This window comes from Pseudomonas citrullilanati, assembly GCF_030580855.1.
Taxonomy (GTDB): Bacteria; Pseudomonadota; Gammaproteobacteria; order Pseudomonadales; family Pseudomonadaceae; genus Aquipseudomonas; species Aquipseudomonas citrulli.
In genome coordinates, this window is sequence record NZ_JAUQOP010000002.1 from 31,436 (window position 1) to 56,228 (window position 24,793).

The following is a 24,793-nucleotide window of genomic DNA, read 5'->3' on the forward strand; positions in this document are numbered from 1 at the left end:
CCCCCATGTCCTGGAACAATCGCGTGGTCTGGTCGGAAGGCATGTTCATTGGAACGCAGCACTTCCAGCAGCACGACCGTTACCTGGAAAACCTCATCGACGCCCGCAGCCGACCGTTGTCGGCCGGCGCCTGGGGTTTTTCCGAATTGTTGATCGACCAGGGCCTGCTGGCCCAGGGCAAGCTGGCGATCATCTCGGCCCGGGGCCTGTTGCCGGACGGTACGCCCTTCAACATTCCCCAGGACGATCTGGCGCCCACACCGCTGAACATCGACGACAACCTGCGCGATGGCCTGGCCTACCTGGCCTTGCCGCTCAAGCGCGCCGGTGCCCGTGACACCGTCGATGAAGGCGAGGCCCTGGGCGCCGCGCGCTACATCAGTCAGGTGAGCGAAGTGCGCGACGACAACGCGCCGTTCGAAAACCGCGCCCCGGTGGCACTCGGTGCCCGGGCGCTGCGCCTGCTGACCGCCGAGGATGGTATCGGCGACTACGCCGCCATTGGCGTGGTGCGCATCAAGGAAAAACGCGCCGACCGTGCGCTGGTGCTCGACGACACGTACATCCCGCCGCTGCTGGATGTGATCGCCTCCAAGCCCCTGGCGGCGTTTCGCAGCGAGTTGCTGGGCCTGCTGCACCAGCGTGGCGAAGCCCTGGCCGGGCGAGTGGTGGCATCCGGCGCCGGTGGCGCTTCGGAGATCGCCGATTTCATGCTGCTGCAACTGGTCAACCGGGCCCAGCCGCTGATCCAGCACCTGAGCCAGCTGAGCCCGCTGCACCCCGAGCGCTTCTACAGCGAACTGGTGGCCCTGGCCGGGGAGTTCTCGACGTTCACCGCTTCCGGTCGCCGGCCACAGGAATACCCGCAGTACCAGCACGATGACTTGGTGCTGAGTTTCACTCCGGTGATGCAAGCGTTGCGCGAGGCCTTGTCGATGCTGATCGACAGCAAGGCGACGCCGATTCCGATTGTCGAGAAAGCCTACGGCATCCACGTGGCGATGCTGGCCGACAAGACCCTGCTCGACAACGCCAGCTTCATCCTGGTGGTACGCGCCGATGTCCCCGCCGAAACCCTGCGCAGCCGCTTTGGCCAGCAGAGCAAGGTCGGTTCGGTGGAGCACATTCGCGACCTGGTCAACCTGCAACTGCCGGGCATCGGCCTGCTGCCGTTGCCGGTGGCGCCACGGCAATTGCCGTACCACGCCGGTTCCACCTATTACGAACTCGACCGCGGCAGCGACCACTGGCAGCAACTGAGCAACTCCGGCGGCTTTGCGTTCCACATCGCCGGCCAGTTCCCGGGCTTGAACCTGGCTTTCTGGGCGATCCGAGGATAAATCGCGATGAGCAACGACGATCGTACCCAGTTCATGCCGACGCCCGGTGGCCGTGGCGCGGATCCCTTGCGCCAGGACCCGGGACGCCCGCAACCGGCGCCCGCGCCCCTGTCGATGCCCGCCGCGCCGGTGCTGACCGGCAAGGCCCAGGGGCTCAACCCGCTGGAAAGCGCCGCCGGCCCGTTGCTGGCTTTGCTGACGCGCCTGCGCAGCACCATCGCCCATCCGGCCCCGGCCAGCCTGCGTGCGCAATTGCTGGCCTACCTGCGCCAGTTCGAAGAGCGCGCCGAGGCCGCCGGCGTCGTGCGCAACGATGTGCTGCTGGCTCGCTACGCCTTGTGCACCGCATTGGATGAAGCGGTATTGAGCACCCCGTGGGGCGGCACCAGTGACTGGGGCAAGCAGAGCCTGTTGATCACCGTGCACAACGAAGCCTGGGGCGGCGAAAAGGTGTTCCAGTTGCTGGAGCATTGCCTGCAAAGCCCCCGGGAACGCCTGTACCTGCTGGAGCTTCTGTACCTGTGCATGTGCCTGGGCTTCGAGGGGCGCTACCGGGTGATGAACGACGGGCGCAGCCAACTGGAGGCGTTGCGCGAACGCACCGCCGCGGTGATCCGCAGCGCCCGGGGTGAATACGAGCGCGAGCTGTCGCCCCATTGGCGCGGCGTGACCGTGGCCCGCGATCGACTGGCGCAGTTCATGCCGCCGTGGATCGCCGTGGCCATTGGCGCGGCGCTGTTGCTGGCGCTGTTGTTCGGCCTGCGCATGAAGCTGGCGGCCGATGCCGAGCCGGTGTTCAAGAACATCCATTTCCTGGGCGAAATCCCGGTGCAGACGATCGATCGTCCGGTGGTGCAGCCCAAGCTGGTCGAGCGACCACGCCTGGCCGGTTTCCTCGCCGATGAGATCAAGGCCGGGCGCCTTGCCGTGGAAGACGCCGTCGACCGCTCGGTGGTGACCATCCGTGGCGATGAGCTGTTCGCCTCGGGCAGTGCCAGCATCAAGGACGATTTCCAGCCGTTGATGCTGCGCATCGCTGACGCCGTGCGTAAGGTCAAGGGCCAGGTGCTGGTGACCGGCCACAGCGACAACCGGCCGATTGCCACGCTGCGGTTCCCGTCCAACTGGGCGCTGTCCGAAGCACGGGCACGCTCGGTGCTGGAGATTCTGTCGGCCAAGACTGGCCAGCCCGAGCGCTTCAGCGCCGAAGGTCGCAGCGATACCGAGCCGCTGGCGTCCAACGCCACGGCCGAGGGCCGTGCGCGCAATCGTCGGGTTGAAATCACCGTATTGGCGGAGGGGGTCGAGTGAAGGCGTTTTTCAGTTTTATGATCCGCTGGGTCATCCCGTTGCTGGGGCTGATCGCCCTGAGCCTGATCATCTGGTTCGTCGGCCCGTTGCTTGACTGGCTGGTGCCCGAGGGCCGGCGCTGGACGTTGATCGTCCTGGTGTTCGCGGTGTGGATCGCCTACCGCGTCTTTCGCATCGTCCAGGCTCGCCGCCAGGCCGCCGAAGTCATGCGCAGCCTGGCCGAGCAAACCCCGCCGGACCCGAGCAGCATCGCCACCGCCGAAGAGCTGGAAACCCTGCGCCAACGCATGGACGAAGCCCTGGCGCTGCTCAAGAAAGCCAAGCTGGGCGGTGACGAGCGACGCAACCTCTATGAACTGCCGTGGTACGTGATCATCGGCCCACCGGGGTCGGGCAAGACCACCGCGCTGGTCAATTCCGGGCTGCATTTCCCGCTGGCCGCGCAACTGGGCGCCGGTGCGGTACGTGGCGTGGGCGGCACGCGCAACTGCGATTGGTGGTTCACCGACCAGGCCGTGTTGCTGGACACCGCTGGCCGCTACACCACCCAGGACAGCGACGCGACCGTGGACAAGGCCGCGTGGCTGGGCTTTCTCGGCCTGTTGAAGAAACAGCGCGCCCGGCGCCCGATCGACGGTGCGTTCATCGCCATCAGCCTGTCCGACCTGCTGCTGGGCAGCGACGCCGAGCGTGCCGCCCATGCCGCGGCGATTCGCCTGCGCATCCAGGAGCTCTACACCCAACTGGGCGTGCGCTTCCCGATCTACCTGATGCTGACCAAGCTCGACCTGGTGCCGGGGTTCATGGAGTACTTCGATACCCTGAGCAAGGAAGAGCGCGCCCAGGTCTGGGGCATGACCTTCGCCCTGGACGATGGAAAGGGCAACGACAGCCCGCTGGCGCACCTGCAAAGCGAATTCGCCGGCCTCGAGCAGCGTCTCAACGATCGCCTGGTGGAGCGTCTGCAGCAAGAGCGCGACCCGGCGCGGCGCGACTTGATCTACGGTTTCCCGCAACAGTTCGGTGCCTTGAAGGACTGCCTGCAAAGCTTCCTCGAAGGCGTGTTCAAGCCCAACGCCTTCGAAGAGCGCGTGCTGCTGCGCGGCGTGTATTTCACCAGCGGCACCCAGGAAGGCAGCCCGATCGACCGCCTGATCGGCGCCATGGCCCAGAGCATGAACCTGGACCGCCAGCACCTGGCGCGCCAGACCGGCACCGGGCGCAGCTACTTCATCGAAAAACTCTTCACCGCCGTGGCCTTCGCCGAACGTGGGCTGGTGGGCGTCGACCCCAAGGTCGAGCGGCGGCGCAAGTGGATCGCCCGGGGCGTATTGGCCTCCACCGTGGTCCTGGTGCTGGTGGTCGGGACCTTGTGGTGGGTCAGCTACCGCGCCAACCAGGCGTACATCGCCCAGGTCGACCAGAAGGTCGCGCCGCTGGGCCAGACCGTGCAGAACCTCAGCCCGGCGCAGCGCGATGTACTGGCCGTGTTGCCGCTGCTCAACGCGGTGAAGCACCTGGCCGACGACGCACCCGACTGGGCCGAGGGCCTGGGCCTGTACCAGGGCGACATGCTCGAAGCCGAGGCCGGCAGCGTGTACCGCAAGTTGCTGATCGCCGTGTTCGGGCCGCGCCTGGTGACCCGGATCGAAGAGCAGCTGCACAGCGGCGGCAACTCGGACTTCCTCTACGAGGGGCTGAAGGCGTACCTGATGCTCGCCGACACCGAGCATTACGATGCCGACTTCATCAAGGCCTGGATCGCCCTGGATTGGGACCGCAGCCTGCCGCGCGACCTGCCGGCCGAACAGCGGGCAGCCTTGAACGAGCACTTGCAGGCGCTGTTCGAGCGGCGTCCGCCGACGGCACGCCTGGACCCGCGCCTGATCGAAGACCTGCGTCGCCAGTTGCAGCAACTGCCCGTGGCGCAACGGGTCTACGACCGCATCAAGCGCCAGAAACTGCCTGACGGCATCCCGGATTTCCGTATCAACGAAGCCGCCGGGCGCGACGCTGCGCTGGTGTTCAGCCGCAAGAGCGGCAAGCCCTTGGGCGAGCCATTGAGCGGCTTCTTCACCGTCAAGGGCTACCGCCAGGGCTTCCTGCTCACCAGCCTCAGCCAGGCCGGGACCCTGGCCGAAGAGCAATGGGTGCTCGGCCACGAACAGGCCGACCAGCAGAACGTCGCCAGCCTGGCTGCCGATGTGCGGCGCCTGTACTTCCAGGACTACCAGCGCCAATGGGATGCCTTGCTGGCCGATATCGACTTCGTGCCGATCACCAGCGTGGCCCAGGCCGCCGACGTGCTGCGGGTGATTTCCGGCCCGACCTCGCCGTTGAAAAAACTGTTGGTGGCGGTGGCGAAGGAAACCGACCTGCAACAGGATGAACGCTTGCTGGCCGCCCAGGGCGCGCCGGCGGAAGGCGGGGTGGACAAGCTCAAGGAGCGCCTGGGCAGTCTGCTTGGCCAGGAGCAGGCACCGCAGGACGCGCCCCAGGCCAGTGACGACCCGATCACGGCGCACTTTGCCGAGCTCAACAGCATCGTCAGCAAGAAAGAAGGCGAGCCGGCGGCCATCGATGGCCTGCTGGCCGACATGAACGCCCTGTACGTGCAAGTCAGCGCCATGGTGGGCGCCAGCGGCGATGCCTTGCTCGGCGAAGCCAAGAACCAGGCCCAGGCGGCTGCGACCCGGGTCAGCCTGAATGCCGAACGCCAGCCACCGCTGGTGCAAGGGTTGGTCAAGTCGGTGGTCAACTCCACCACCAACAGCATGATGGGCGGGGTGCGCAATCAACTGAATGCCGCCTGGACCAGCGAAGTGGTGAACATCTATCGCCAATCCCTGGCCGGGCGCTACCCGATGTCGCCGGGCAGTGCGCGGGACGCCACCCTCGACGACTTCGGCCAGTTCTTCGGCGTCGGCGGGGTGATGGACAACTATTTCCGCAAGTACCTGCAACCCTACGTGGACACGTCCACGCCGACCTGGCGCTGGCAGCCGGGCGCCGCGCAGAAACTCGGCATCGCCCCTGGTGTGTTGCAGACCTTCCAGCGCGCGGCGGCCATCCGCGATGCGTTCTTCCGCTCCGGCGGGACCCAGCCGATGGTGCGTTTCGAGCTCAAGCCGGTGGCGATGGATTCGACCATTACCCAGTTCCTGCTCGACCTCGACGGCCAGCAGTTGAGCTACGACCACGGCCCGAGCCGCCCGACCGCCATGCAGTGGCCGAATCCGGGCAGCATCGGCGTGGTGCGGATCTCGATCATGCCACCGTCCTCCAGCGGTCGCTCCGGCATCACCCTGGACGGGCCGTGGGCCTGGTTCCGGTTGCTGGAGCAATCGGACCTGACCGCCGGCAACTCGCCGGATCGCTTCAACCTGCGGCTGCGGGTCGATAACGCCAGTGCCTCCTACGAGCTGCGGGCCAACAGCGCCTTCAACCCGTTCAAGAGCCGGGTGCTCAGCGGCTTCAGCCTGCCGGAGCGGCTATGAGTACGCCGGGCTTCTATGGAAAGTTGGCCAGCCGTGGGGATTTCGTCAGCCGTGGCCTGCCCCAGAGCTTCATCGGCCCGTGGGATTCGTGGCTGGCGGCGGGTTTGCTCGCCAGCCAGAGCAGCCTCGGCGAGCGTTGGCTGGATGCCTACCTGGTCAGCCCGTTGTGGCGTTTCGTGGTGGCGCCCGGCGTGTGCGGGCCCGACGCCGTGGCAGGGGTGGTGATGCCGAGCATCGACCGGGTCGGCCGGTATTTCCCGCTGACGGTGGCAGCGTTGCTGGCGCCCGACGCGGACCCCGCGTCCGTGGTGGGCGGGGCGGACGAGTGGTTCGAGCGGGTGGAAAACCTGTTGCTGAGCACATTGAACGTGGAGGCCAGCTTCGAAGCGTTCGGCGCCGAACTGGACAGCCTCGGCAGCCCGATGTCCCTGTCCCGCACGCCCGGCGGCCGGTTTGCCAGTCTGCAGCGCTTCGACGCCACCGACCCGCAGCGGCGCATGAGCGCCCTCGCCGAGGCGGCCTGCGAAGGCGCCAGCCTGTGGTGGGGCCAGGGCTCCGAGCGCATCGCGCCGGGCTTGATGCGCTGCCAGGGCCTGCCGGCCGCTGCTGATTTTGCGCAATTTTTGCTCGGCCAAGAAGGTGTTGTTTAGATGCGTGCAAGTGCCGGAAAAGCATTCAAGTCTGCAAGCAAGAGCCATGTCGGCATGGTTCGCCAGGTCAACGAAGACGCCTGCCTGGACCTGCCGGAGCACGGCCTGTGGGTGGTCGCCGATGGCATGGGCGGGCACGCGGCGGGCGACTACGTCAGCAGCCTGATCGTCGACAGCCTGCGCGGCATCGCCGTGGGCCGTTCGCTGGAAGAGTACGTCGCGGCGTTGCAAAGCGACCTGTTGCGGGTCAACGCGGCGGTGCGTGAAGAAACCGCCAATCGCGGCGTGACCATGATGGGCAGCACCGTGGTGGTGCTGGCGACGCGCGACTTGCGCGGCGTGTGCCTGTGGGCCGGCGACAGTCGCCTGTACCGCCTGCGCGACGGCGTGCTGGAAGGCGTCTCGCGGGACCACAGCTACGTCCAGGACCTGCAGGACAGCGGCCTGCTCAGCGAAGCCGAGGCCCGGGTGCATCCACGGGCCAACATCGTCACCCGCGCCATTGGCGTCGAGGCCCAACTCAACCTGTCGACCGTCGAACTGCTGCTGGTGCCCGGCGACAGTTACCTGCTGTGCAGCGACGGGCTGACCAAGACCGTCGAAGATGAAGAGATCCGAGAAGTGCTGAGCCACGACGAACCCGGCGAAATCGCCAGCAGCCTGGTGTCCCTGGGCCTGATGCGCGGCGCGCCGGACAACATCACCGTGGTGGTCGTGAAGGTGCCGTCATGAACCCCCTGAACATCCAGATCCCCGGCTACGACATCGACGGGGAGATCGGCGAAGGCGCGATGGCGAGCGTCTACCTGGCGACCCAGCGCTCGCTGGAGCGCAAGGTTGCGCTCAAGGTCATGGCCGCCGCGTTGGCCGCCGACCCGACGTTCTGCGAGCGCTTCCTGCGCGAAGGCAAGACCCTGGCGCGGCTGTCGCACCCGCATACCGTCACCATCCATGACATCGGCAATGTAGGTGAGCTGTATTACATGGCGATGGAATACCTGCCCAACGGCACGCTCAAGGAACGCATCGCCGCGGGCCTGACGCCGGAGCAGGGCCTGACCTACATCCGCCAGATCGCCTCGGCCCTGGGCTACGCCCATGGCCTGGGCCTGGTGCACCGCGACGTCAAGCCGGCGAACATCCTGTTCCGCGCCGACGGCACGGCGGTGCTCTCGGACTTCGGCATCGCCAAGTCCCTCGACGACCGCACCCAGTTCACCCAGGCCGGTTTCGCCGTCGGCACGCCCAGCTACATGAGCCCGGAGCAGGCCCGTGGGCAGGACATCGACGGCCGCGCCGACCTGTATGCCCTGGGCGTGGTGCTCTATGAAATCCTCGTCGGCGAGCTGCCGTATACCGGCAACGACGCACTGTCCACGGCCCTGGCCCACCTCACCGAACCGTTGCCGGAACTGCCGGTGCACCACGGCCGTTACCAGGACGTGCTGCGCAAGCTGCTGGCCAAGGATCCGGCGGAGCGGTTCCCGGATGCGGCGGCCTTGCTGCGGGCGCTGGACAACCTGCCCCAGGACCCGAACGAAGCGACCCTGATCCGGCCGTTGCCCCTGCCGGTGGCGACCCCACCGGCGGGCGAGGACCTGGCGGGATTGACGCCGGTGTCCATCGACATTCCCAGCGGTCCCGCGCAGCCCCCGTCCCGGCCCCAGCTGGCACCCCCGCCGGTGAGCCCGCCGCCGCGGCCCGTCGTTGCGCCAACGCGCAAGAAGCCAGTCTTCGCTCTGGCCGCCGTCGCGGTGGCCGTGGCGCTGGCAGTGGGCGGCGCGGGTTACTGGTGGTTGTCCGGTGATGACGGCAAGGCCGCGAAGCCGCCGCTGGCGTCGACGTCTTCGTCGAGCAAGCCACCGGTGAAGGCGCCGGAAACACCGCCGGTGAAAACCCCCGAAGCCCCGCCGGTCACGCCGCCCGTGAACCCGCCGGTGGCCACCGAGGCCGACGGCGGCCAGCGTCCGCTGCTGATGGCCGGCAAGAAAACCCTGTTCCAGCGCGTGCTCACCAAGCCCGGGGCGAAACTGGCCGATGCGCCGGGTGCCGCGCCTGGCAAGGAGCTGCCCGCGTTTTCGGTGCTGTACGTCTATCAGCGCAAGGAGGTGGAAGGCAGCCCATGGGTGCGCGTCGGCGCCGCCACCGATGGCCGCAGCGACGGTTGGTTGCCGGCCGCGCACGTCAGCGACTGGAAGCAGAGCCTGGTGCTCAAGTTCACCGAGCGCTCCGGCCGCGCGCCGGTGATGTTCCTGCGCCAGGCCGGCGAAGTGGAAAAACTGCTGGCCAACCCCTCGGCCGCCAGAAACGTACTGCTCAAGGCCCAGCAGAGCCCGTCCGACAACCAGCAGGTGCTGGCCCTGGAGCCCGCCGCCAGCGCCGTGCCGGAGAAACAGTTCTACCTGCTGCCGATCTTCGATTTCCGCGAGAGCCTCGACGAGAACGGCCAGCCGGTGCAGTTGCTGAACGTGGCGTCCATCGACCCGGGCAACACGGCCAAGGCAGCCTCCGGCAACACACCGATCCTCAACGCCAACGCCGACGCGTTCCGCACCGCGGTGGTGCTGGTGGTGGATACCACGGTGTCCATGCAGCCGTACATCGACCAGGTGCGCGACGTGGTGCACCAGTTGCAGGCGCGCATCGCCGAGCGCGGCGAGCTGGACAGTGTCAGCTTCGGCCTGGTCGGTTTCCGCAGCAGCGTGAAGAAGACCCCGGGCCTTGAGTACGTGGCCAAGACCCTGATCACCCTGGATCAGGGCCGTGACCCGCAGCGCTTCATGGACCTGGCGCGCCAGGTCAAGGCATCCACGGTGTCGAGCCACTCGTTCAACGAAGACGCTTTCGCCGGGGTCATGGAAGCCGTGCAGGGCATGGACTGGTCCGGCTATGGCGGGCGCCTGATCCTGCTCGTCACCGACGCCGGTGCCTTGCGCAAGAACGATCCGTTTGCCGCGACCCAGATGAACGAAGCCGAAGTCCGCCAGGCGGCGCTGGGCAAGCAGATCAAGATCTACGCCCTGCACCTGCTCAGCGACGCCGGCAAGAAGACCCACGCCGGTGCCCAGAGCCAGTACCGCACCCTGACCGCCGACGCCAACCCGCAGATCGGCGACTTGTACATCCCGGTGCCGGGCGCCGACGTGCGCAAGTTCGGCGAGCGGGTCGACGAGATCGGCACGGTGTTCGCCGACCTGGTGCATCAAGTGCGCAGCAACAAGGCACAGAGCGTTCCGCAACTGGGCGCCGCGCCGAGCCTGGCCGACAAGTCGGCGGCGGTGGGCTACGCCATGCACATGGACTTCCTGGGTCGCAAGAGCGCCAGCCAGGCACCGCAACTGGTCAGCGCCTGGACCGCCGATCGCGACCTGACCAACCCGGCCCTGCCGGCGTTCCAGGTCTGCGTGATGCTGACCAAGCTGCAACTCAACGATTTGCAGCAATCGCTGAAGCTGATCGTCGACGCGGCCCGCAAGACCCAGAGCTCGCCCAAGGATTTCTTCCAGGAAATCGCCAGCGCCAGTGCCTACATGAGCCGCGACCCCTCGGCCTTGCGCAAGGGCGGCAACCTCGCCGACGGCGGGATCCTCGGCGAGTACCTGGAGGGGCTGCCGTACCGCAGCAAGTCGCTGAACATGACCCAGGACTTGTGGCTGTCCTTGAGCGTGGCCGAGCAGGAAGACTTCATCGACGAGCTGGATTCGAAAATCCGCCTCTATGAAACCTTCCACAACGACCTGGCGAACTGGGTGCGTTTCGGCGACGCCGAGCCCGGCGATGCCTTGTACCGCGTTCCGTTGTCGACGCTGCCGTGATGCTCGACATGAACGCCGTGCACAAGAGCCGGGGCGCCGGCACCCAGCGCTACAGCCTGGTGATTCCACGGCTGCAATTGCGTGGCGGTGAACAATTGGCGGTGGTCGGCCCCAGTGGTTGTGGCAAGAGCACGCTGCTCGACCTGCTGGCCCTGGTGTTGGCGCCGGACCAGGCCGGGCGGTTCGACTTCACGCCCGCCAACACCCCCCTGGACATCGCCAGGTTGTGGCGCGTTCGCGCGCAGGGCGCCTTGGCGGAGCTGCGCAGTCGGCACCTCGGTTACGTGCTGCAAACCGGCGGCCTGCTGGGTTTCCTCGACGTACGCGGCAACATCGCATTGTCGCGCAAGCTCCTCGGCCTGAAGGATGACGGCAGCGTGACGCGCCTGGCCGGGCAGTTGGACATCGCCGACCAGTTGGATAAGAAACCGGCGGACTTGTCCGTCGGCCAGCGCCAGCGCGTCAGTTGCGCCCGCGCCTTGGCCCATGGCCCACGGCTGTTGCTGGCCGATGAGCCGACCGCAGCCCTCGACCCGCTGAACGCGGAGCGCGTCATGCAACTGCTGGTGGCCCAGGCTCGCGAGCACGGTGTCTGCTGCGTCGTCGCCACCCATGACGAAGCACTGGCCCGGGCCTGCGGCTTGCAGGTGCGCCGCATCAGTTGCCGTCGGGATGCCGACGGCGGCGTCACCGCCACGCTCGGGGAGGCTTGCTGATGCGCAGCACGCTGGTGGCTTCCCTGGCCTGGCAGGATTACCGCAACGATGCGTGGTTGTCGGCGTGCTCGGTGTTGGCGCTGGTGGCGGTGGTAGCGCCGCTGCTGGTGCTGTTCGGGTTGAAGTTCGGCCTGGTCAGCAGCCTCACCGAGCGCTTGCAGAACGATCCGGCCACCCGCGAGATCATCCCCCTGGGCGGGGGGCGGTTCAGCGCCGGGTTCATCGAGCAATTGAGTCGGCGCGATGACGTGGCGTTCGCCTTGCCGCGCACCCGGCAGATCGCCGCCACCGCGGATTTGAGCCGAGAGGCTGCGGTCGTCACGGTCGAGATGATCCCCACCGCCGCCGCCGATCCGTTGCTCGATCAGTTGCCGGTGCCCCAAGGCCTGGATCAAGTGGTGCTCAGCCAGACCGCCGCGGAAAAGCTCGGGGCCAAGGCCGGCGATTGGTTGCAAGCCAGTTTCGCCCGGCAAGTGGCCGGGCGCAGCGAGGCGCAGCGCACGCAGGTCCAGGTGGTGCACGTGCTGCCGCTGGAAGCGTTCGCCCGGGACGGCCTGTTCGCCCCGCTGGCCTTGCTGGAAGCGGCGGAAGACTATCGCGACGGTCGCGCAGTGCCGGCGTTCAACTGGCCGGGCGAAGCGCAGGGCGTGGCAGGGCAACGGGTGTACCCGGCATTCCGGCTGTACGCGCGCAGCCTCGCTGACGTCGAGCCGCTGCGCCAGTATTTCGCCGCGCAGCACCTGTTGGTGTCGACCCAGGCCCAGACCATCGCGCAGGTGCAGTCGTTGAGTCGCAACCTGTCGATCGTATTCTGGATCATCGCCGGCTTGGCCCTGGCCGGGGCGTTCGCGGCGATCTTCGCCGGGGCCCTGGCGGCGGTGGAGCGCAAGCGCCGGGAATTGTCGGTGTTGCGGCTGTTGGGGGTGTCTACCGCTGCGCTATTGTTGTTCGTGGTGTTGCAGGCGCTTTACAGTGCCGGGCTTGCAGCCCTGCTCAGCGCCGGGCTGTATGGCCTGGCGCAGTCGGGCCTGAATTATCTATTTGCGCAGTTGCCGGGCGAATACGCCAGCCATCTGCTGCCGCGTCACTACCTGTTGGCCCTGGTGGCCGTGCTCGGCGTCAGCGCCGTGGCGGCGGCTTGCGGTGGCTGGCGCGTGGCGCGCATCCAGGCGAGTGAAGGAATCCGCGATGTATAAGTTATTAGCCGCCGCCGTGGCGCTGAGCCTGGCCGGCCTGGTGGCCTTGCCTCAATCGGCAAGCGCCGACGAGGCCAGCGACAAGCTGGACAACCCCAAGCCGTTGCCCGACGACGTCAGCCTGCCGTTGCCCTGCGAAGGGCAGATGGTGTTCCGTTACGTCTACATCCTGGCCCAGGGCACCCTGGACGACCGGGAGATCAGCCTCGGCTACCCGTTCAGCGAGGGCGAGGCCGGTTACCAGCAGTCGTTCATTTCCGGCTACCGGCGCGACTTCATCAATGGCCAGTTCACCCTCAAGGACCTGCCCCAGGACTGGAACAAGACCATCACCCCATTGATGCCCAAGACCGACGCCAAGACGCCGCTCAAGCCGATGCTGTATTTCATCGGCAAGTACGAAGTCACCGCGCGCCAATACGCCCAGGTCATGGCCCAGGCGCAGTCCCTGGCCAGCGGTGAGCCGGCGCCGGCCTGCGAAGCGTTGCAGGCCGACCTGCCGCAAGGCGTGGCCGGCCGCCTGCCCAAGGTGAAATTGTCGAAGTTCGAAGCTGAGCGGTTCGCGGCGGTGTACAGCGCCTGGTTGATGAAATACCACAAGGACCTGCTGCCGGTGAGCGGTCGCGGCACCTCCGCCGAAGATGGCGGGCTGGGTTTCGTGCGCCTGCCCACTGAAGTCGAGTGGGAATTCGCTGCCCGTGGCGGGCAAGCCGTCAGCCGCCAGGACCTGGAAGGCCGGTTGTTCCCACGGCGCCTGGAAGGCAGCGAAAGCGACGGTCCGCTGGCCGATTGGGCGGTGTTCAACCAGGTCGCTGGCGGCACCGGCCAGGCGGCACGGTTGATGCCGATCGGCACCAAGCTGCCGAACCCCATCGGCCTGTTCGACGTGGTGGGCAACGCCGCCGAAATGGTCCAGGAATCCTTCCAACTGGTGCATGCCGGACGTCGCCAGGGCGCCTATGGCGGCTTCGTGGTCAAGGGCGGCAACTACCTGGAAGGCGAGGGCACGCTGTTCACCGGCATGCGCCGCGAATACCCGCTGTTCGCCGCCGATGGCACCGAGCAGAGCAACGAAACCACCGGCTTCCGGGTGGCCGTCGGGGCGCTGTCGGCGCCACGGTCGCGCTACAAGGAACTGTTTGCCCAGTGGCAGAAAGAAGGGCGCCTCGCGTCCCTGACCGACGCCATCGATGACGCCGACGACCCCACCAAGCGCCTGGACAGCATCATCGCCGCCAGCGTCGACCCGCGCCTGCAGGCCGAGTTGGGGCTGGTCAACGAAGAGCTCAAGCGCAACGTCTCGCTCATCGCCCAGCAGCGCGAGGAAGCGGCTGGCAACCTGATCCAGTCGTCGGCCCTGGTGGCCGAGACCGTCAACAACTACAACATCCGCCTGACCAATCTGCAGAACAGTCGCCAGGCGGCCCTGGATGCCAAGGACGAGGCCAGCGCCACGCTGTTCGCCACCGCCATCGACAACGGTCGCAGCGCGCTGGATGGCGCCGTGGCGATCTACATCGACAACCTGGCAACCGGCACGCGCTACACCGACGCGGTGATCCAGGCGCAGTTCCAGCGCGTCAAGGAAGAGCTGGAGCGCAAACCAGTACTGGGCAAGAGCCTGGTGGCGCGTGCCACGTTATTCGTTCGCCATGTCGGGGATTATCGTCAGCAAAAACGAGCCGACCCGGCGGCGATATTGAAGGAATTGCTCGCATCGAGCGCCCAGCGGTCTTGAGCGTTCGTTGTCAGCGAGCTTGGAAGGGACTCAGGCGGCGATAGGGCCGCGCTGAGCTGGTCAAAACTTAAACGAGAACACAACTATGCTTTTCTCCCGTAAACCTTTTGCTTCGGTTTCCAAGCGTCACTTGCTGCTGGTCGCTGTAGGCTTCAGCATCGTATTGACCGGCTGCGCGACTTCGCCGACGTCCAAGGTCGCGTCGAGCACCAAGGTCGAGTACTACCCCAACTGCTACGAGCCCGTGCAGCACTTGCGTTCCACCGAAGGTGACATGACCAAGTCCGTGGTCACCGGCGCAGCCGTCGGCGCCGTGGGTGGCGCACTGCTGGGCGCCCTGACCGCCGATAAGGAAGACCGCGGCCGCAACGCCGCCATCGGTGCCGCGGGCGGCGCCCTGGCCGGTGGTGCTGCCGGTTACTACACCGAGCGCCAGAAGCAGATCGCCGATGACAACCAGCGCATCGCCTCCTACGCCGCTGACGTCAACAAAAGCGCCTCGGCCATCGACCGCAGCACCGCGTACGCCAAGGCTTCGCAACAGTGCTACCAGAGCGCGTTCACCAAGCTGGTGGCCGACCGCAAGGCCAAGACCGTCAACGACACCGAAGGCCGCAAGCGCCTGGCGGAAATCGTCGCTGGCCTGAAAGAGTCCAACGACCTGATCGTCGCGGTCAACGGCAAGGCCGCCGAAGACCTGAACAACTACACCCAGGCCTATGAAAAAGACCTGCAGCAAGTGGGTGTGCAGCGTACTGACGTGGTGACCGTGGCCACGGCCGACACCGCGCCTGTCGTGGCGCCGACCAAAACCAAGACCAAGAAGGTCCAGCCGGCGAAGAAGAAAGAGCTGCCCGCTGTGCCGAAGGAAGCCGTTGCGACCGAGAAGACCCTGCAGGATGCCAAGGCCAAGCAGGCTGAAAGCAAGCAGGTTGCCAGCGCTGGCACCAGCCAGGTGAACAGCATGTGCAAGAACCCGGACCTGGGTGATTGGGCTCCGGTGCCTTGCCCGAATGTTTGATTGAGTGATTGTTGCTGATCATGCTCTTGGGGTGATCAGTGCAAAAAGCCTGTGGGAGCTAATTTGCTCCCACAGTTGTTTCTGGGGCGGACTGAATATTTGCAACGACCCGATCCGTTGTGGGAGCGAGCTTGCTCGCGAAGTCGATTTTGGATTGGGAACATATCCATTGCTGCGGTAACGGCGGCTTATGGTTCCGCTTTTACAGCGGGTTACTTTTGGCAAACGCCCCAAAAGTAACCAAAAGGTCTTGGCCCCACCACTCGGCACCTCGCCTGCGGCTCGGTGTGCCCGAACGCCGGCATTGCTCCGTGGGCCCGCCGCGAAGGGCCATCCATGGCCCAGCGCGGCTAACCCGGCATCCATGCCGGGTTGCCCACTGCACAACACCGGCGTTCGGCCAGCGTGGTTAACGGGGCCCTGAGATCAAAAGCCAAAGCCAAAGCCAAAGCGGGCACATGTTCATGTGCACAGAGAGCCCCTGTGGGAGCGAGCCTGCTCGCGAAGACGGCCTGCCAGACAACACGGCATCAGGATCGCACCCCATATCCCTGTGGGAGCGGGCTTCCCGCGAAGACGGCCTGACAGACAACATGGCAACAAGATCGCATCCCCATATCCCTGTGGGAGCGGGCTTGCCCGCGAAGACGGCCTGCCAGACAACACGGCATCAGGATCGCACCCCATATCCCTGTGGGAGCGAGCTTGCTCGCGAAGACGGCCTGCCAGACAACACGGCATCAGGATCGCACCCCATATCCCTGTGGGAGCGAGCCTGCTCGCGAAGACGGCCTGACAGACAACACGGCATCAGGATCGCACCCCATATCCCTGTGGGAGCGGGTTTACCCGCGAAGGCGTCGGCACAGCTTGCATCAAAGCAACGTGCTATCCCTTGGCACTTGGCACTGCCATTTCCTTGCTTTCCAGATGATCCAGCGCCCGTTCGACCAGCAACTGAACCCCATCGGCCATGCGGCTGATCGCCAGGGCGATGCAGCGGCGTGATTCATCGACATCGTCAGCCAGGTCGGCGGCGATGGTGCTGATGGACAGCAGGTCTTCGGAAGCGTTGGCCAGGAGGGTTTCGGTGTCGATGTGAGGTGAGACGATGAAGAGCTGGGTCTTGTCGGGTTCGGGTAGGGCAGAGGGCTTGGGATTGAGGTAGTAGTCGAGGGCGCGGTTGGTGGCGTCTTCGAGCTTCTTTTCTTCCTGCAGTTCGACGCGGGATTTGTGGCCGTTCTGTGGGGGATTCGGAGTTGCTTTGAACATGATGAAACTTCCTGGAAGTGGAGCCGGCACCCTCCGATTGCACGTCGAAAAATGGGTGGCAGCTGTACGTAGGTGTGCAAGACCGGTCCAGGAACCCGGCAGACCCGAAGGTCTCCCACGCGCAGCCGCCATAACAGTCGGCGAGCATAGAAAAATGCTCGGCGAATAGCCATAACGAATGCGTTCCTGGTCCGGACTTGCACGTCCGTGTCACCGTTTTTTGCGATGACGGACCCAGGTTATCGGCGCTTCCAATCACTGCCTAGTTCATGAACAGCCCGGCGTTTTGAAGGAAACATCCGAAGAAGCTGACGAAAATGAGGACCTGTTCATTTATCTGTCAGACGTGACTTAGCAGTCATCTTGCAGGAAAACACGATCATCTCCCGTCAAAGCGATCCGATGATAGCGTTTGGCCGCAGAATCGCTAAACTGCCCCGGCCACTCTCTTTCTTTCGAGGCGTTGTCGATGAAATTTCGTTTTCTGTTGTGGATGCTGGGGTTGTTGCTGGGCAAGGCCAGCCGGACGAATCCGGCGTTCCAGCAGCAGTTGGGTGACAAGGAACTGGTGTTCCAGCTGCAAACCCTGGACGGGAAGGTCGCACGGCATTTCACCGTGAAGGACCAGCGCGTCACCAGTAAGAGTGGCACCTATCCCACGCCTGCGTTCGCCATCGCTTTCAAGGACGCGGCCTATGGTTTTGCCACGATGCAGGCCAAGAACAAGCAACTGGCTTTCATGACGGGGATTCAGGACAAGTCGATCCAGATCAAGGGCAACCCGGCGCTGGTGATCTGGTTCCAGGGGCTGATGCGGTATCTGAAGCCGAAGAAACCAAAGCCGAAGTCCTGAGTGGCGATTGGCAGGCCGGATGCACATGCCTAAAAAGTCTATAGGACTGTCAGAGATGACAGGTGTGTCAGCGCCTGTTTGACGGTTCCATGAAGCCTGATATCCGCATTGGATATTCACTGCTTGATGGGAGCAAAAACATGACTCGATCAACGGACACGACGGCCGCCGGCACCTTGGACCCCAGTTTTGCCGAAGGCGGAATATTAAGCTTGCCGACCCCGGAATTTGCTGAGTTCTACGTACAGGCCGTGCTGCCGCTGGCTGGGAATCAACTACTTCTTGGCATGCGTGTCCTGGGAGCGCACGAACCGATTGGGGTGGCGAAATTAAAAGAGGACGGTTCGGTTGATTGGGAGTTTGGCGAGGCCGGGACAGGCTTGGTTGAATTTTCTATCAAGGGTCATCGCTTGTATGTCGATCAGCTCTGTGCTCTGAACGATGGTGGATGGCTGGTGATAGGCACCTATCAGACAGAGGGTTTTGGCGGCAGATATGTGTTGCGGTACTTTCAGGATGGGCAGTTGGACGGATCTTTTGGCGAGAACGGTCTTCGCTTACTTCCCTTTAAAGACGGGCACAAGGGCGTTGAGAAGACGCTGAGGATTTCTGGTTGGGGGGACGGCCGGTACCCCGTCCTTGGGCCGCGAGACCCGGGCCGCCAAGGCACCGCTGCGGTACAGCAACTGGATGGCAAGATCGTTCTGTTGAGTCATCGATATTTGGAGTTCGGCCCTGCACAGAGAATCGTCCTGCGTCTTAATCCAGATGGTTCAATGGACAAAACGTTTAACGGAGCAGGTTTTGCGGTCATTGAACTGAATAATATTGCTTATGATGATCTCACTGCCGATGCGGTGGCCGTCCAGGCAGATGGCAAGGTGATCGTCTCGGGCAGTTATTTCAAGGCAAGTCCGGCCTCGAGAGGTGCTTATGTAACACGTTTAGATTCGATGGGGCGTCTCGATTCTGACTTCAATGGGGGCGTAGTTACCGTTCCGCACGCTAATTCTATTTTTGTCCGTGATATTGCCGTGAAGGAAGCCGATGGACGGATATTGGTGGCAGGCAACGCTCGCAATAATCAAGCAATGAATGGGATATTGTTCGTATTAACCAGCGGTGGATTTTTCGATTTTAATTTCAACCGTGGTCAACCCTTGTTCTCCATGCCCCTGGCTCAGGGGCAGTCTTGGAAATGTTGCACATTTCAGGCAGACGGCTCGATCCTTGTTGCAGGTACGACAGGCGCAGGTTTTGTCATGGAGGGAACGTTCGCGTTGACGGCGCGTTTCCTTCCTGATGGTTCGCTCGATCCTACTTTCAATGGCGTCGGTTTTGTGACCTTTGACGAAAAAAACCAGTACGAATCGGTAGAAACTATGGCGGTAATGGTAGACGGACGGATCGTGGTCGGCGGTTTTGGTTGGCTCGACGGCCCGGATTGGGCCTACATTGGTCGAGGCTGGATAGTGCGTTATCTGGTCTGAGCTGTCGGGAGTCTTGTGGCGAGGGAGCAGGCTCCCTCGCCACGCAAAGCCGTTCATCTGCTGTCGCCAGTTGGCTCAGGCGGAGCTTTCAGCCATGAAACTGCGAAGCCAGTTCCCGCAACAACACCTCAGCTTCCAGCACCTTGCTCACCACGTCATTGGCCTTCTCCCGCGTCAAGCCCACACGCTCGAGCAGTGCATCGGGGATTTCCTCGTCCGGGCCGGAGCCGATGCCCCGGGCGCGCAGCAGGCGCACGGCCAGGCAGACCAGGTTCGGGTAGGCGGCGTATTGGCCATCGTAGTGCGGGTCGTGCTGGAAGCGCAGGGCGGTGGCCAGTTCGTCGGGCATGTCCCAGTAGCGCATCAGCCACCCGCCGATCTGCTCGCGACTGATGCCCAGCAGGTGTTGCTCGACGTAGCTGTGGCACAGGTGCGGGTTGACCTCCAGGTGCCGGCAGATCAGCGAGAAGTGCGGCGGGAACACGTGGGCCAGCAGCAGGTAGCCGAAGTTGTGCAGCAGGCCGGACAGGTAGGTCAGGCCGCCTTCGGGGCGCTGGGCGCGGGGCATGGCGCGGGTCAGGCCTTCGATGACGGCAGCGGTGTAGATCGACTGCTGCCAGTACGGCGTGGTGTGTTGCGGGTGGTCCTTGGGCAGGCTCAGGGTCTTGCCCAGGGCCAGGCCCAGCGCCAGGTTGATCACCAGGTCGAAGCCCAGTACCCGGACGATGGCGTCTTCCACCGAGCGGATCTTGCCCGGCGAGGCGTAGTACGGTGACGCCGCCCAGCTCACCACTTGGGCGGCCAGGGCCGGGTCGGTCTCGACGACGCCGGTGATGTCATCGATGGTCGCGTCAGGGTCGACCCGCAGCTTGATGATTTTTTGCGCGGTTTCGGCCAGCGGCGGGATCTCGATGGTTTCTTCCAGCCGTTGCTGGATGCGCCGCGCCGTGAAGGCTTGCACCGCCTGGGTGATTTCCGCGCGGTCGTCGTGCGGGCGGTCCAGGTTGGGAGTGATGTTGCTCGTGGCTTCGCCGAACGTCGCGGCGCTGGCCTTGGTGAGCATGGTCTTGAAGGCCTCGCTGGTGACTTCCAGCAGCAGCCCCGGCTCGCCCGAGTTGATCAGCAGCTTGGGCTCGCGCAGCAGGCTTTCTTCGTACAGGCACGGTGAGCTGGTCAGCGCCGGCAGGCCGGGCAGCAGGCTCAGGTTGTGTTTGCCGAGCATGCGCTCCAGGCGTTCGGTCGGGACTGCCGTGAGCTTGCGCCCCGTGAGTTCGGCCAGGCGATTGAGGTCCAGCAGTTGGCTTTGTGGAAACAGCACCATGAGCGCGCCAACGGCATCGTGCAGCAGAACCGCCTGCACCTTGCGGGTGGGGTTCAGGCTCGGTCGCTCGATCACTTCGTCAAAGCCGATGCCTAATTTCTCGAGCAACTGCCGAATAACTGACGGAGCGTGCGGAATGTCGGGGGCGAGGGCAGCTTCTGTCATGGTCTGTGTCCGTTTTCCTACAAGTCGAGCAGTATAACCAGCTTGCCAAGGTCGGTGCGCCCGGAAACTGCGAGCGTGCTCACACTTGGCCGTATTGCTGCCCATGTCGCAGCCAGCGGTCCAGCAACGGGCTGACGTGGTCGGGCCAGCGTTCCAACAGGGCCTGGGCGGCGTCGCGTACGGCGGGAAGCAGGTCGGCGTCGCGCATCAGGTCGGCTACCTTGAATTGAAGCAGACCCGTCTGGCGCGTGCCGAGCATTTCGCCTGGTCCGCGCAGTTCGAGGTCTTTTTCGGCGATGACGAAGCCGTCGTTGGTTTCGCGCATGATGCCCAGGCGCTGGCGCCCGATCTGCGACAGCGGCGGGTGGTAGAGCAGGACGCAATGGCTGGCGGCGCTGCCCCGGCCGACCCGGCCGCGCAGCTGGTGCAGTTGCGCCAGGCCCAGGCGCTCGGGGTTCTCGATGATCATCAGGCTGGCATTGGGCACGTCCACGCCGACTTCGATCACCGTGGTGGCCACCAGCAGTTGCAGGGCGCCGGCCTTGAACTCGGCCATGACGGCGGCTTTCTCGGCCGGTTTCATGCGGCCGTGGATCAGCCCGACCTTCAACTCGCCGAGGGCGGCGGTGAGGTCCTCAAAGGTGGTTTCCGCCGCCTGGCAGGTGAGCTCTTCCGACTCTTCGATCAACGTGCAGACCCAATAGGCCTGCCGGCCTTCGGCACAGGCGCTGCGCACCCGTTCAATCACTTCGACCCGCCGGGTGTCCGCGACCAGTACGGTGTTGACCGGCGTGCGGCCGGGGGGCAGTTCATCGAGGATCGAGGTGTCGAGGTCGGCGTAGGCGCTCATGGCCAGGGTTCGAGGGATCGGCGTGGCGGTCATGATCAACTGGTGGGGGCACATCCGCCCGCCAACGCCTTTCTGCCGCAGGGCGAGGCGTTGCTGCACGCCGAAGCGGTGTTGTTCGTCGATGATCACCAAGGCCAGGTTCTTGAACTGCACCTCGTCCTGGAACAGCGCGTGGGTGCCGACCACCATCGGTGCGCCCTCGGCGATCTGCGCCAGGGCGGCGGCGCGGTTCTTGCCCTTGAGCTTGCCGGCCAGCCAGGCGACTTCGATGCCCAACGGTTCGAGCCAGCGCTGGAAGGTGATGAAATGCTGTTCGGCGAGGATTTCCGTGGGCGCCATCAATGCCACCTGGTAACCCGCTTCCAGCGCTTGGAGCGCCGCGAGGGCGGCTACCACGGTCTTGCCGGCGCCGACGTCGCCCTGGATCAGCCGCAGCATGGGTTCGGGCTGGCTCAGGTCGTAGGCGATTTCGTTGCCGACCCGCTGCTGGGCGCCGGTGGGGTTGAAGCCCAGGTTGCGCAGGTACTGGGGCGGCAGCACGCTGGCCTTGGGCATGGCCGGCGCGCGCAAGGCGCGCATGCTTTCGCGCAGGCGCTGCTGGGACAGTTGATGGGTCAGCAGTTCTTCGAAGGCGAGACGATGCTGGGCCCAATGGTGACCCAGGGCGAGTTCGTCGACATCGGCGTCGGCCGGCGGGTTGTGCAGGTAGCGGATCGCGTCGGCCAGCGGCGCCAGCTGATAGTCCCGGGCCAGTTCGGTGGGCAGCCAATCGGGCAGGCTGGTGGGGCCGAGCAGGGTCAGGGTCTGCATGCACAGTTGGCGCAGGCGTTGCTGGGTCAGGCCTTCGGTGAGCGGATAGACCGGGGTCAGGGTTTCATCCACGGGCGGCGGCTCGTCCCCGGTGATGGCGCGGTATTCCGGGTGGTAGATCTCCAGCCCCGATGCGCCGGGGCGCGCTTCGCCGTAGCAGCGAATCCGCGTGCCGCGCTTGAGGCCTTCCTTTTGCGCATTGCTGAAATGGTAGAAGCGCAGGCTGAGCCCGCCGGTGCCGTCCTGCAAGCGCACCACCAGGCTGCGACGGCGGCCCATGACCACGTCGGCGCCGCTGACCGTGCCTTCGACCACGGCGTCCTGGCCCGGACGCAAATGGCCGATGGGCACCACGCGGGTGCGATCCTGGTAACGCAACGGCAGGTGAAACAGCACGTCCTGGAGGTTCTCCAGGCCGACCTTGGCCAGTTTCTCGGCCATCGCTTCACCGACACCCTTGAGTGCCGTGACCGGTACGCTCGACAGCTCAGCCATGGCCCGGCTTACTTGGCTGCGGGCGGCTTGGCCACGGAGCACAGGCGGATCGAGTCAGCGAGGATCTCGATGGCCTTGGGCCGCGGGAAACTGGCGCGCCAGGCAATGGCTACGGTGCGGAATGGCACCGGCGCGGACAACGGCCGGACTTCGATCACGCCCGGGGCGTAGTGATGGCTGTCCACCGCCGACAACGGCAGGATCGAAATGCCCAGGCCGGAGGCCACCATGTGCCGGATGGTTTCCAGGGAACTGGACTCCACCGTGGTGTGCTTGGCGCCTTCGCCGCCCTTGGTCAGCGTCGGACAGGCTTCGAGCACCTGGTCACGGAAGCAATGGCCTTCGCCGAGCAACAACAGGCTCTTGTCGTTGAGCAGGCCGGCGTCGATGGTTTTCTTCTGGGTCCAGGGGTGCTGTGCCGGCATCAGGACGTAGAACGGCTCGTCGTAGAGGGGCAGGGTCAGCACGTCGGCTTCGTTGAAGGGCAGGGCGATGATGATCGCGTCCAGCTCGCCGTTGCGCAGTTTGTCGCGCAGCACATGGGTGAAGTTTTCTTCGATGTACAACGGCATCTGCGGGGCGACCCGGTGCAGTTGCGGAATCAGGTGCGGGAACAGGTAGGGGCCGACGGTGTAGATCGCGCCGACTTTCAGCGGGGCGGTCAGTTGGTTCTTGCCGGCCTGGGCCAGCTCGCGGATGCCCTGGGCCTGCTCCAGCACTTTTTGAGCCTGGGCAACGATGCCTTCACCGACTGGCGTCAGGCGCACGGCGCTTTTGCTGCGCTCGAAAATCAGCACGCCGAGCTCGTCTTCGAGTTTTTTCACGCCCACCGATAGCGTCGGCTGGCTGACATGGCAACGCTCGGCCGCATGGCCAAAATGCTGCTCCTGGGCGAGGGTGACGATGTAGCGTAATTCTGTGAGGGTCATGGCGAGCGTCCGTGAAGTTGCGAGCCAAGCATACCGGCTGCAATCGATAGACGCACGTTATCAGACTGCAGGCGCGGTGTGACACCGGGCAATGCCGCCCAAAAATGAAAGCCCCTGTTACAGGGGCTTTCACATGGCCTATCGCCGGCGCTTGTCGATGGAATACACAAACGGTGCCGTCAGCTCGATGGTGCCGTTGGTCAACAGCTCAGGCGGCGGCTTGGGCAGCGGCTGGGCGCGCCGGATCATTTCCAGGGTGGCCCGGTCCAGGGACTCCGTGCCGGCACTGCCCACCAGTTCGTAGGACAACACGTTGCCGTTGCCGTCCACCACGAAGCGCAAGCGGTTGGTGCCTTCCTTGTTCATCTGCTGGGCGCGGGGCGGGTACTTCTTGTACTTGCCCAGGTGCGCCAGCAGCGTGCCTTGCCAACTGGCCTTGGCGGCCATCTGCGCAGGCGAAGGCCCGGGGGCCGGTTGCGCGGATTTCTCGGTCGGTGCCTGGGTCGGCTGGGTGTCGCTCGGCTTCTGCTCCGACGGTTGTTCCTTCGGCGGCTCCGGCTTCTTCTCTTCCACCGGTTTGGGCTTGGGCGGTTGCGGCTTCGGCTTGGGCTTGACCGGCTTGGGCACGGCGATTTCCGCCTTCGGTGCTTCGGCGAGCTTGGGCAGCGGCAGTTCCTCCACCGGCTCTGGCGGCTTCGGCGGGGTGACGACTTTCGGCGGAGCCGGCGGTGGCGGGGCGGGCACCGGCGCCAGCTCGACCATCATCGCCTGGGGCGGCAACTCGATGGGCGGGCGGGACGTCCAGTTCAGCGTCAGCGCGATGGCAAGCGCATGCACGCCCAGCACCACGGCCAGGCTACCGCTGTAACGCGTCAGCTTTTGGCGCGTCGTGATCATTTCTTCGGCGCCGTCTCGAGTCCGACCAGGCCGACCTTCAGGTAGCCGGCACCCCGCAGCGCATCCATCACGCTCATCAGGTCGCCGTAGTCCACGCCTTTATCGGCCTGGAAGAAGATCGTCGTGTCCTTCTTGCCCTGGGTCTTGGCGTCGAGGGTCGCGCCGAGGTTTTCGGTCTTGACCTCGTCTTCGCCGAGGAACAGGCGCTGGTCGGCCTTGACGCTGAGGAACACCGGTTTCTCCGGGCGCGGCGACGGCTTGGCCGTGGAGGCCGGCAAGTCGACCTTGATGTCCACGGTGGCGAGCGGGGCGGCCACCATGAAGATGATCAACAGCACCAGCATCACGTCGATGAACGGCGTGACGTTGATTTCATGGTTCTCGGCCAGATCGTCGTCTGCGCCTTCTTTCAAATGCAGGCCCATGG

18 protein-coding genes are annotated in these 24,793 nt (G+C 65.0%); 12 read left to right on the plus strand and 6 right to left on the minus strand.

Translation table 11 applies throughout. The annotated features are described in order from the left end of the window. The first annotated feature begins 5 nt into the window (after window positions 1-5). The 10 genes from tssK (at window position 6) to tagQ (ending at window position 15,284) form a co-directional block, all read left to right on the plus strand. Complete coding sequence (gene tssK / locus Q6A48_RS01635; protein ID WP_304551462.1) at window positions 6-1,340, plus strand: type VI secretion system baseplate subunit TssK; 1,335 nt, start codon at window positions 6-8, stop codon at window positions 1,338-1,340. 6 nt (window positions 1,341-1,346) lie between these two features. Further along, window positions 1,347-2,651, plus strand: a complete 1,305-nt coding sequence (locus Q6A48_RS01640) for a DotU family type VI secretion system protein (RefSeq protein ID WP_304551463.1) — start codon at window positions 1,347-1,349, stop codon at window positions 2,649-2,651. After that, window positions 2,648-6,148 (plus strand): type VI secretion system membrane subunit TssM, encoded by a 3,501-nt coding sequence (gene tssM, locus Q6A48_RS01645; RefSeq protein WP_304551465.1) that lies wholly within the window; start codon window positions 2,648-2,650, stop codon window positions 6,146-6,148. The genes Q6A48_RS01640 and tssM overlap by 4 nt, the downstream gene beginning before the upstream one ends. Beyond that, complete coding sequence (gene tagF / locus Q6A48_RS01650; protein ID WP_304551466.1) at window positions 6,145-6,798, plus strand: type VI secretion system-associated protein TagF; 654 nt, start codon at window positions 6,145-6,147, stop codon at window positions 6,796-6,798. Before tssM ends, tagF begins: the two co-directional genes overlap by 4 nt. Further along, complete coding sequence (locus Q6A48_RS01655; RefSeq protein ID WP_304551468.1) at window positions 6,799-7,530, plus strand: PP2C family protein-serine/threonine phosphatase; 732 nt, start codon at window positions 6,799-6,801, stop codon at window positions 7,528-7,530. It abuts the gene before it with no gap. Next, a complete protein-coding gene (locus tag Q6A48_RS01660) occupies window positions 7,527-10,613 on the plus strand; it encodes a serine/threonine-protein kinase (protein ID WP_304551469.1) in 3,087 nt (1,028 codons plus the stop codon). Before Q6A48_RS01655 ends, Q6A48_RS01660 begins: the two co-directional genes overlap by 4 nt. Then, window positions 10,613-11,329, plus strand: a complete 717-nt coding sequence (locus tag Q6A48_RS01665) for an ABC transporter ATP-binding protein (protein WP_304551470.1) — start codon at window positions 10,613-10,615, stop codon at window positions 11,327-11,329. The genes Q6A48_RS01660 and Q6A48_RS01665 overlap by 1 nt, the downstream gene beginning before the upstream one ends. Continuing rightward, window positions 11,329-12,525, plus strand: coding sequence for an ABC transporter permease (locus Q6A48_RS01670; RefSeq protein WP_304551471.1), 1,197 nt, complete (start codon window positions 11,329-11,331; stop codon window positions 12,523-12,525). The genes Q6A48_RS01665 and Q6A48_RS01670 overlap by 1 nt, the downstream gene beginning before the upstream one ends. Further along, complete coding sequence (locus Q6A48_RS01675; RefSeq protein WP_304551472.1) at window positions 12,518-14,263, plus strand: formylglycine-generating enzyme family protein; 1,746 nt, start codon at window positions 12,518-12,520, stop codon at window positions 14,261-14,263. Before Q6A48_RS01670 ends, Q6A48_RS01675 begins: the two co-directional genes overlap by 8 nt. An 85-nt stretch (window positions 14,264-14,348) precedes the next feature. Next, the gene (gene tagQ, locus Q6A48_RS01680) at window positions 14,349-15,284 is read left to right on the plus strand and encodes a type VI secretion system-associated lipoprotein TagQ (RefSeq protein WP_304551473.1); all 936 of its coding nucleotides are present in this window, start codon (window positions 14,349-14,351) and stop codon (window positions 15,282-15,284) included. Window positions 15,285-16,172: 888 nt separating this feature from the next. Here tagQ and Q6A48_RS01685 read toward each other — a convergent pair. Then, a complete protein-coding gene (locus Q6A48_RS01685) occupies window positions 16,173-16,556 on the minus strand; it encodes a DUF6124 family protein (protein ID WP_304551474.1) in 384 nt (127 codons plus the stop codon). Window positions 16,557-17,025: 469 nt separating this feature from the next. On the opposite strand from Q6A48_RS01685, the gene Q6A48_RS01690 reads away from it, so the two are divergent. After that, window positions 17,026-17,409 carry a helicase gene (locus Q6A48_RS01690; protein ID WP_304551475.1) on the plus strand — a complete coding sequence of 128 codons (384 nt, stop codon included), beginning with the start codon at window positions 17,026-17,028 and terminating at the stop codon, window positions 17,407-17,409. A gap of 89 nt (window positions 17,410-17,498) precedes the next feature. Further along, window positions 17,499-18,899 (plus strand): NHL repeat-containing protein, encoded by a 1,401-nt coding sequence (locus tag Q6A48_RS01695; protein ID WP_304551476.1) that lies wholly within the window; start codon window positions 17,499-17,501, stop codon window positions 18,897-18,899. 88 nt (window positions 18,900-18,987) lie between these two features. Here the strand turns inward: Q6A48_RS01695 and Q6A48_RS01700 are convergent, their stop codons facing one another. The 5 genes from Q6A48_RS01700 to exbD all read right to left on the minus strand — a co-directional run bounded on the left by Q6A48_RS01700 (window position 18,988) and on the right by exbD (window position 24,791). Then, window positions 18,988-20,385, minus strand: a complete 1,398-nt coding sequence (locus Q6A48_RS01700) for an aminoacyl-tRNA deacylase and HDOD domain-containing protein (RefSeq protein WP_304551477.1) — start codon at window positions 20,383-20,385, stop codon at window positions 18,988-18,990. Between the two features lie 79 nt (window positions 20,386-20,464). Further along, the gene (gene recG / locus Q6A48_RS01705; protein ID WP_304551478.1) at window positions 20,465-22,540 is read right to left on the minus strand and encodes an ATP-dependent DNA helicase RecG; all 2,076 of its coding nucleotides are present in this window, start codon (window positions 22,538-22,540) and stop codon (window positions 20,465-20,467) included. An 8-nt stretch (window positions 22,541-22,548) separates the two neighbouring features. After that, on the minus strand, window positions 22,549-23,469 hold the full coding sequence (locus Q6A48_RS01710) for a hydrogen peroxide-inducible genes activator (protein WP_042732563.1): 921 nt from the start codon (window positions 23,467-23,469) through the stop codon (window positions 22,549-22,551). A gap of 138 nt (window positions 23,470-23,607) precedes the next feature. Next, window positions 23,608-24,366: an energy transducer TonB gene (locus Q6A48_RS01715; protein WP_304551479.1), complete on the minus strand. Its 759-nt coding sequence runs from the start codon at window positions 24,364-24,366 to the stop codon at window positions 23,608-23,610. Beyond that, window positions 24,363-24,791: a TonB system transport protein ExbD gene (gene exbD, locus Q6A48_RS01720; protein WP_042731271.1), complete on the minus strand. Its 429-nt coding sequence runs from the start codon at window positions 24,789-24,791 to the stop codon at window positions 24,363-24,365. The genes Q6A48_RS01715 and exbD overlap by 4 nt, the downstream gene beginning before the upstream one ends. Window positions 24,792-24,793: the final 2 nt, after the last annotated feature.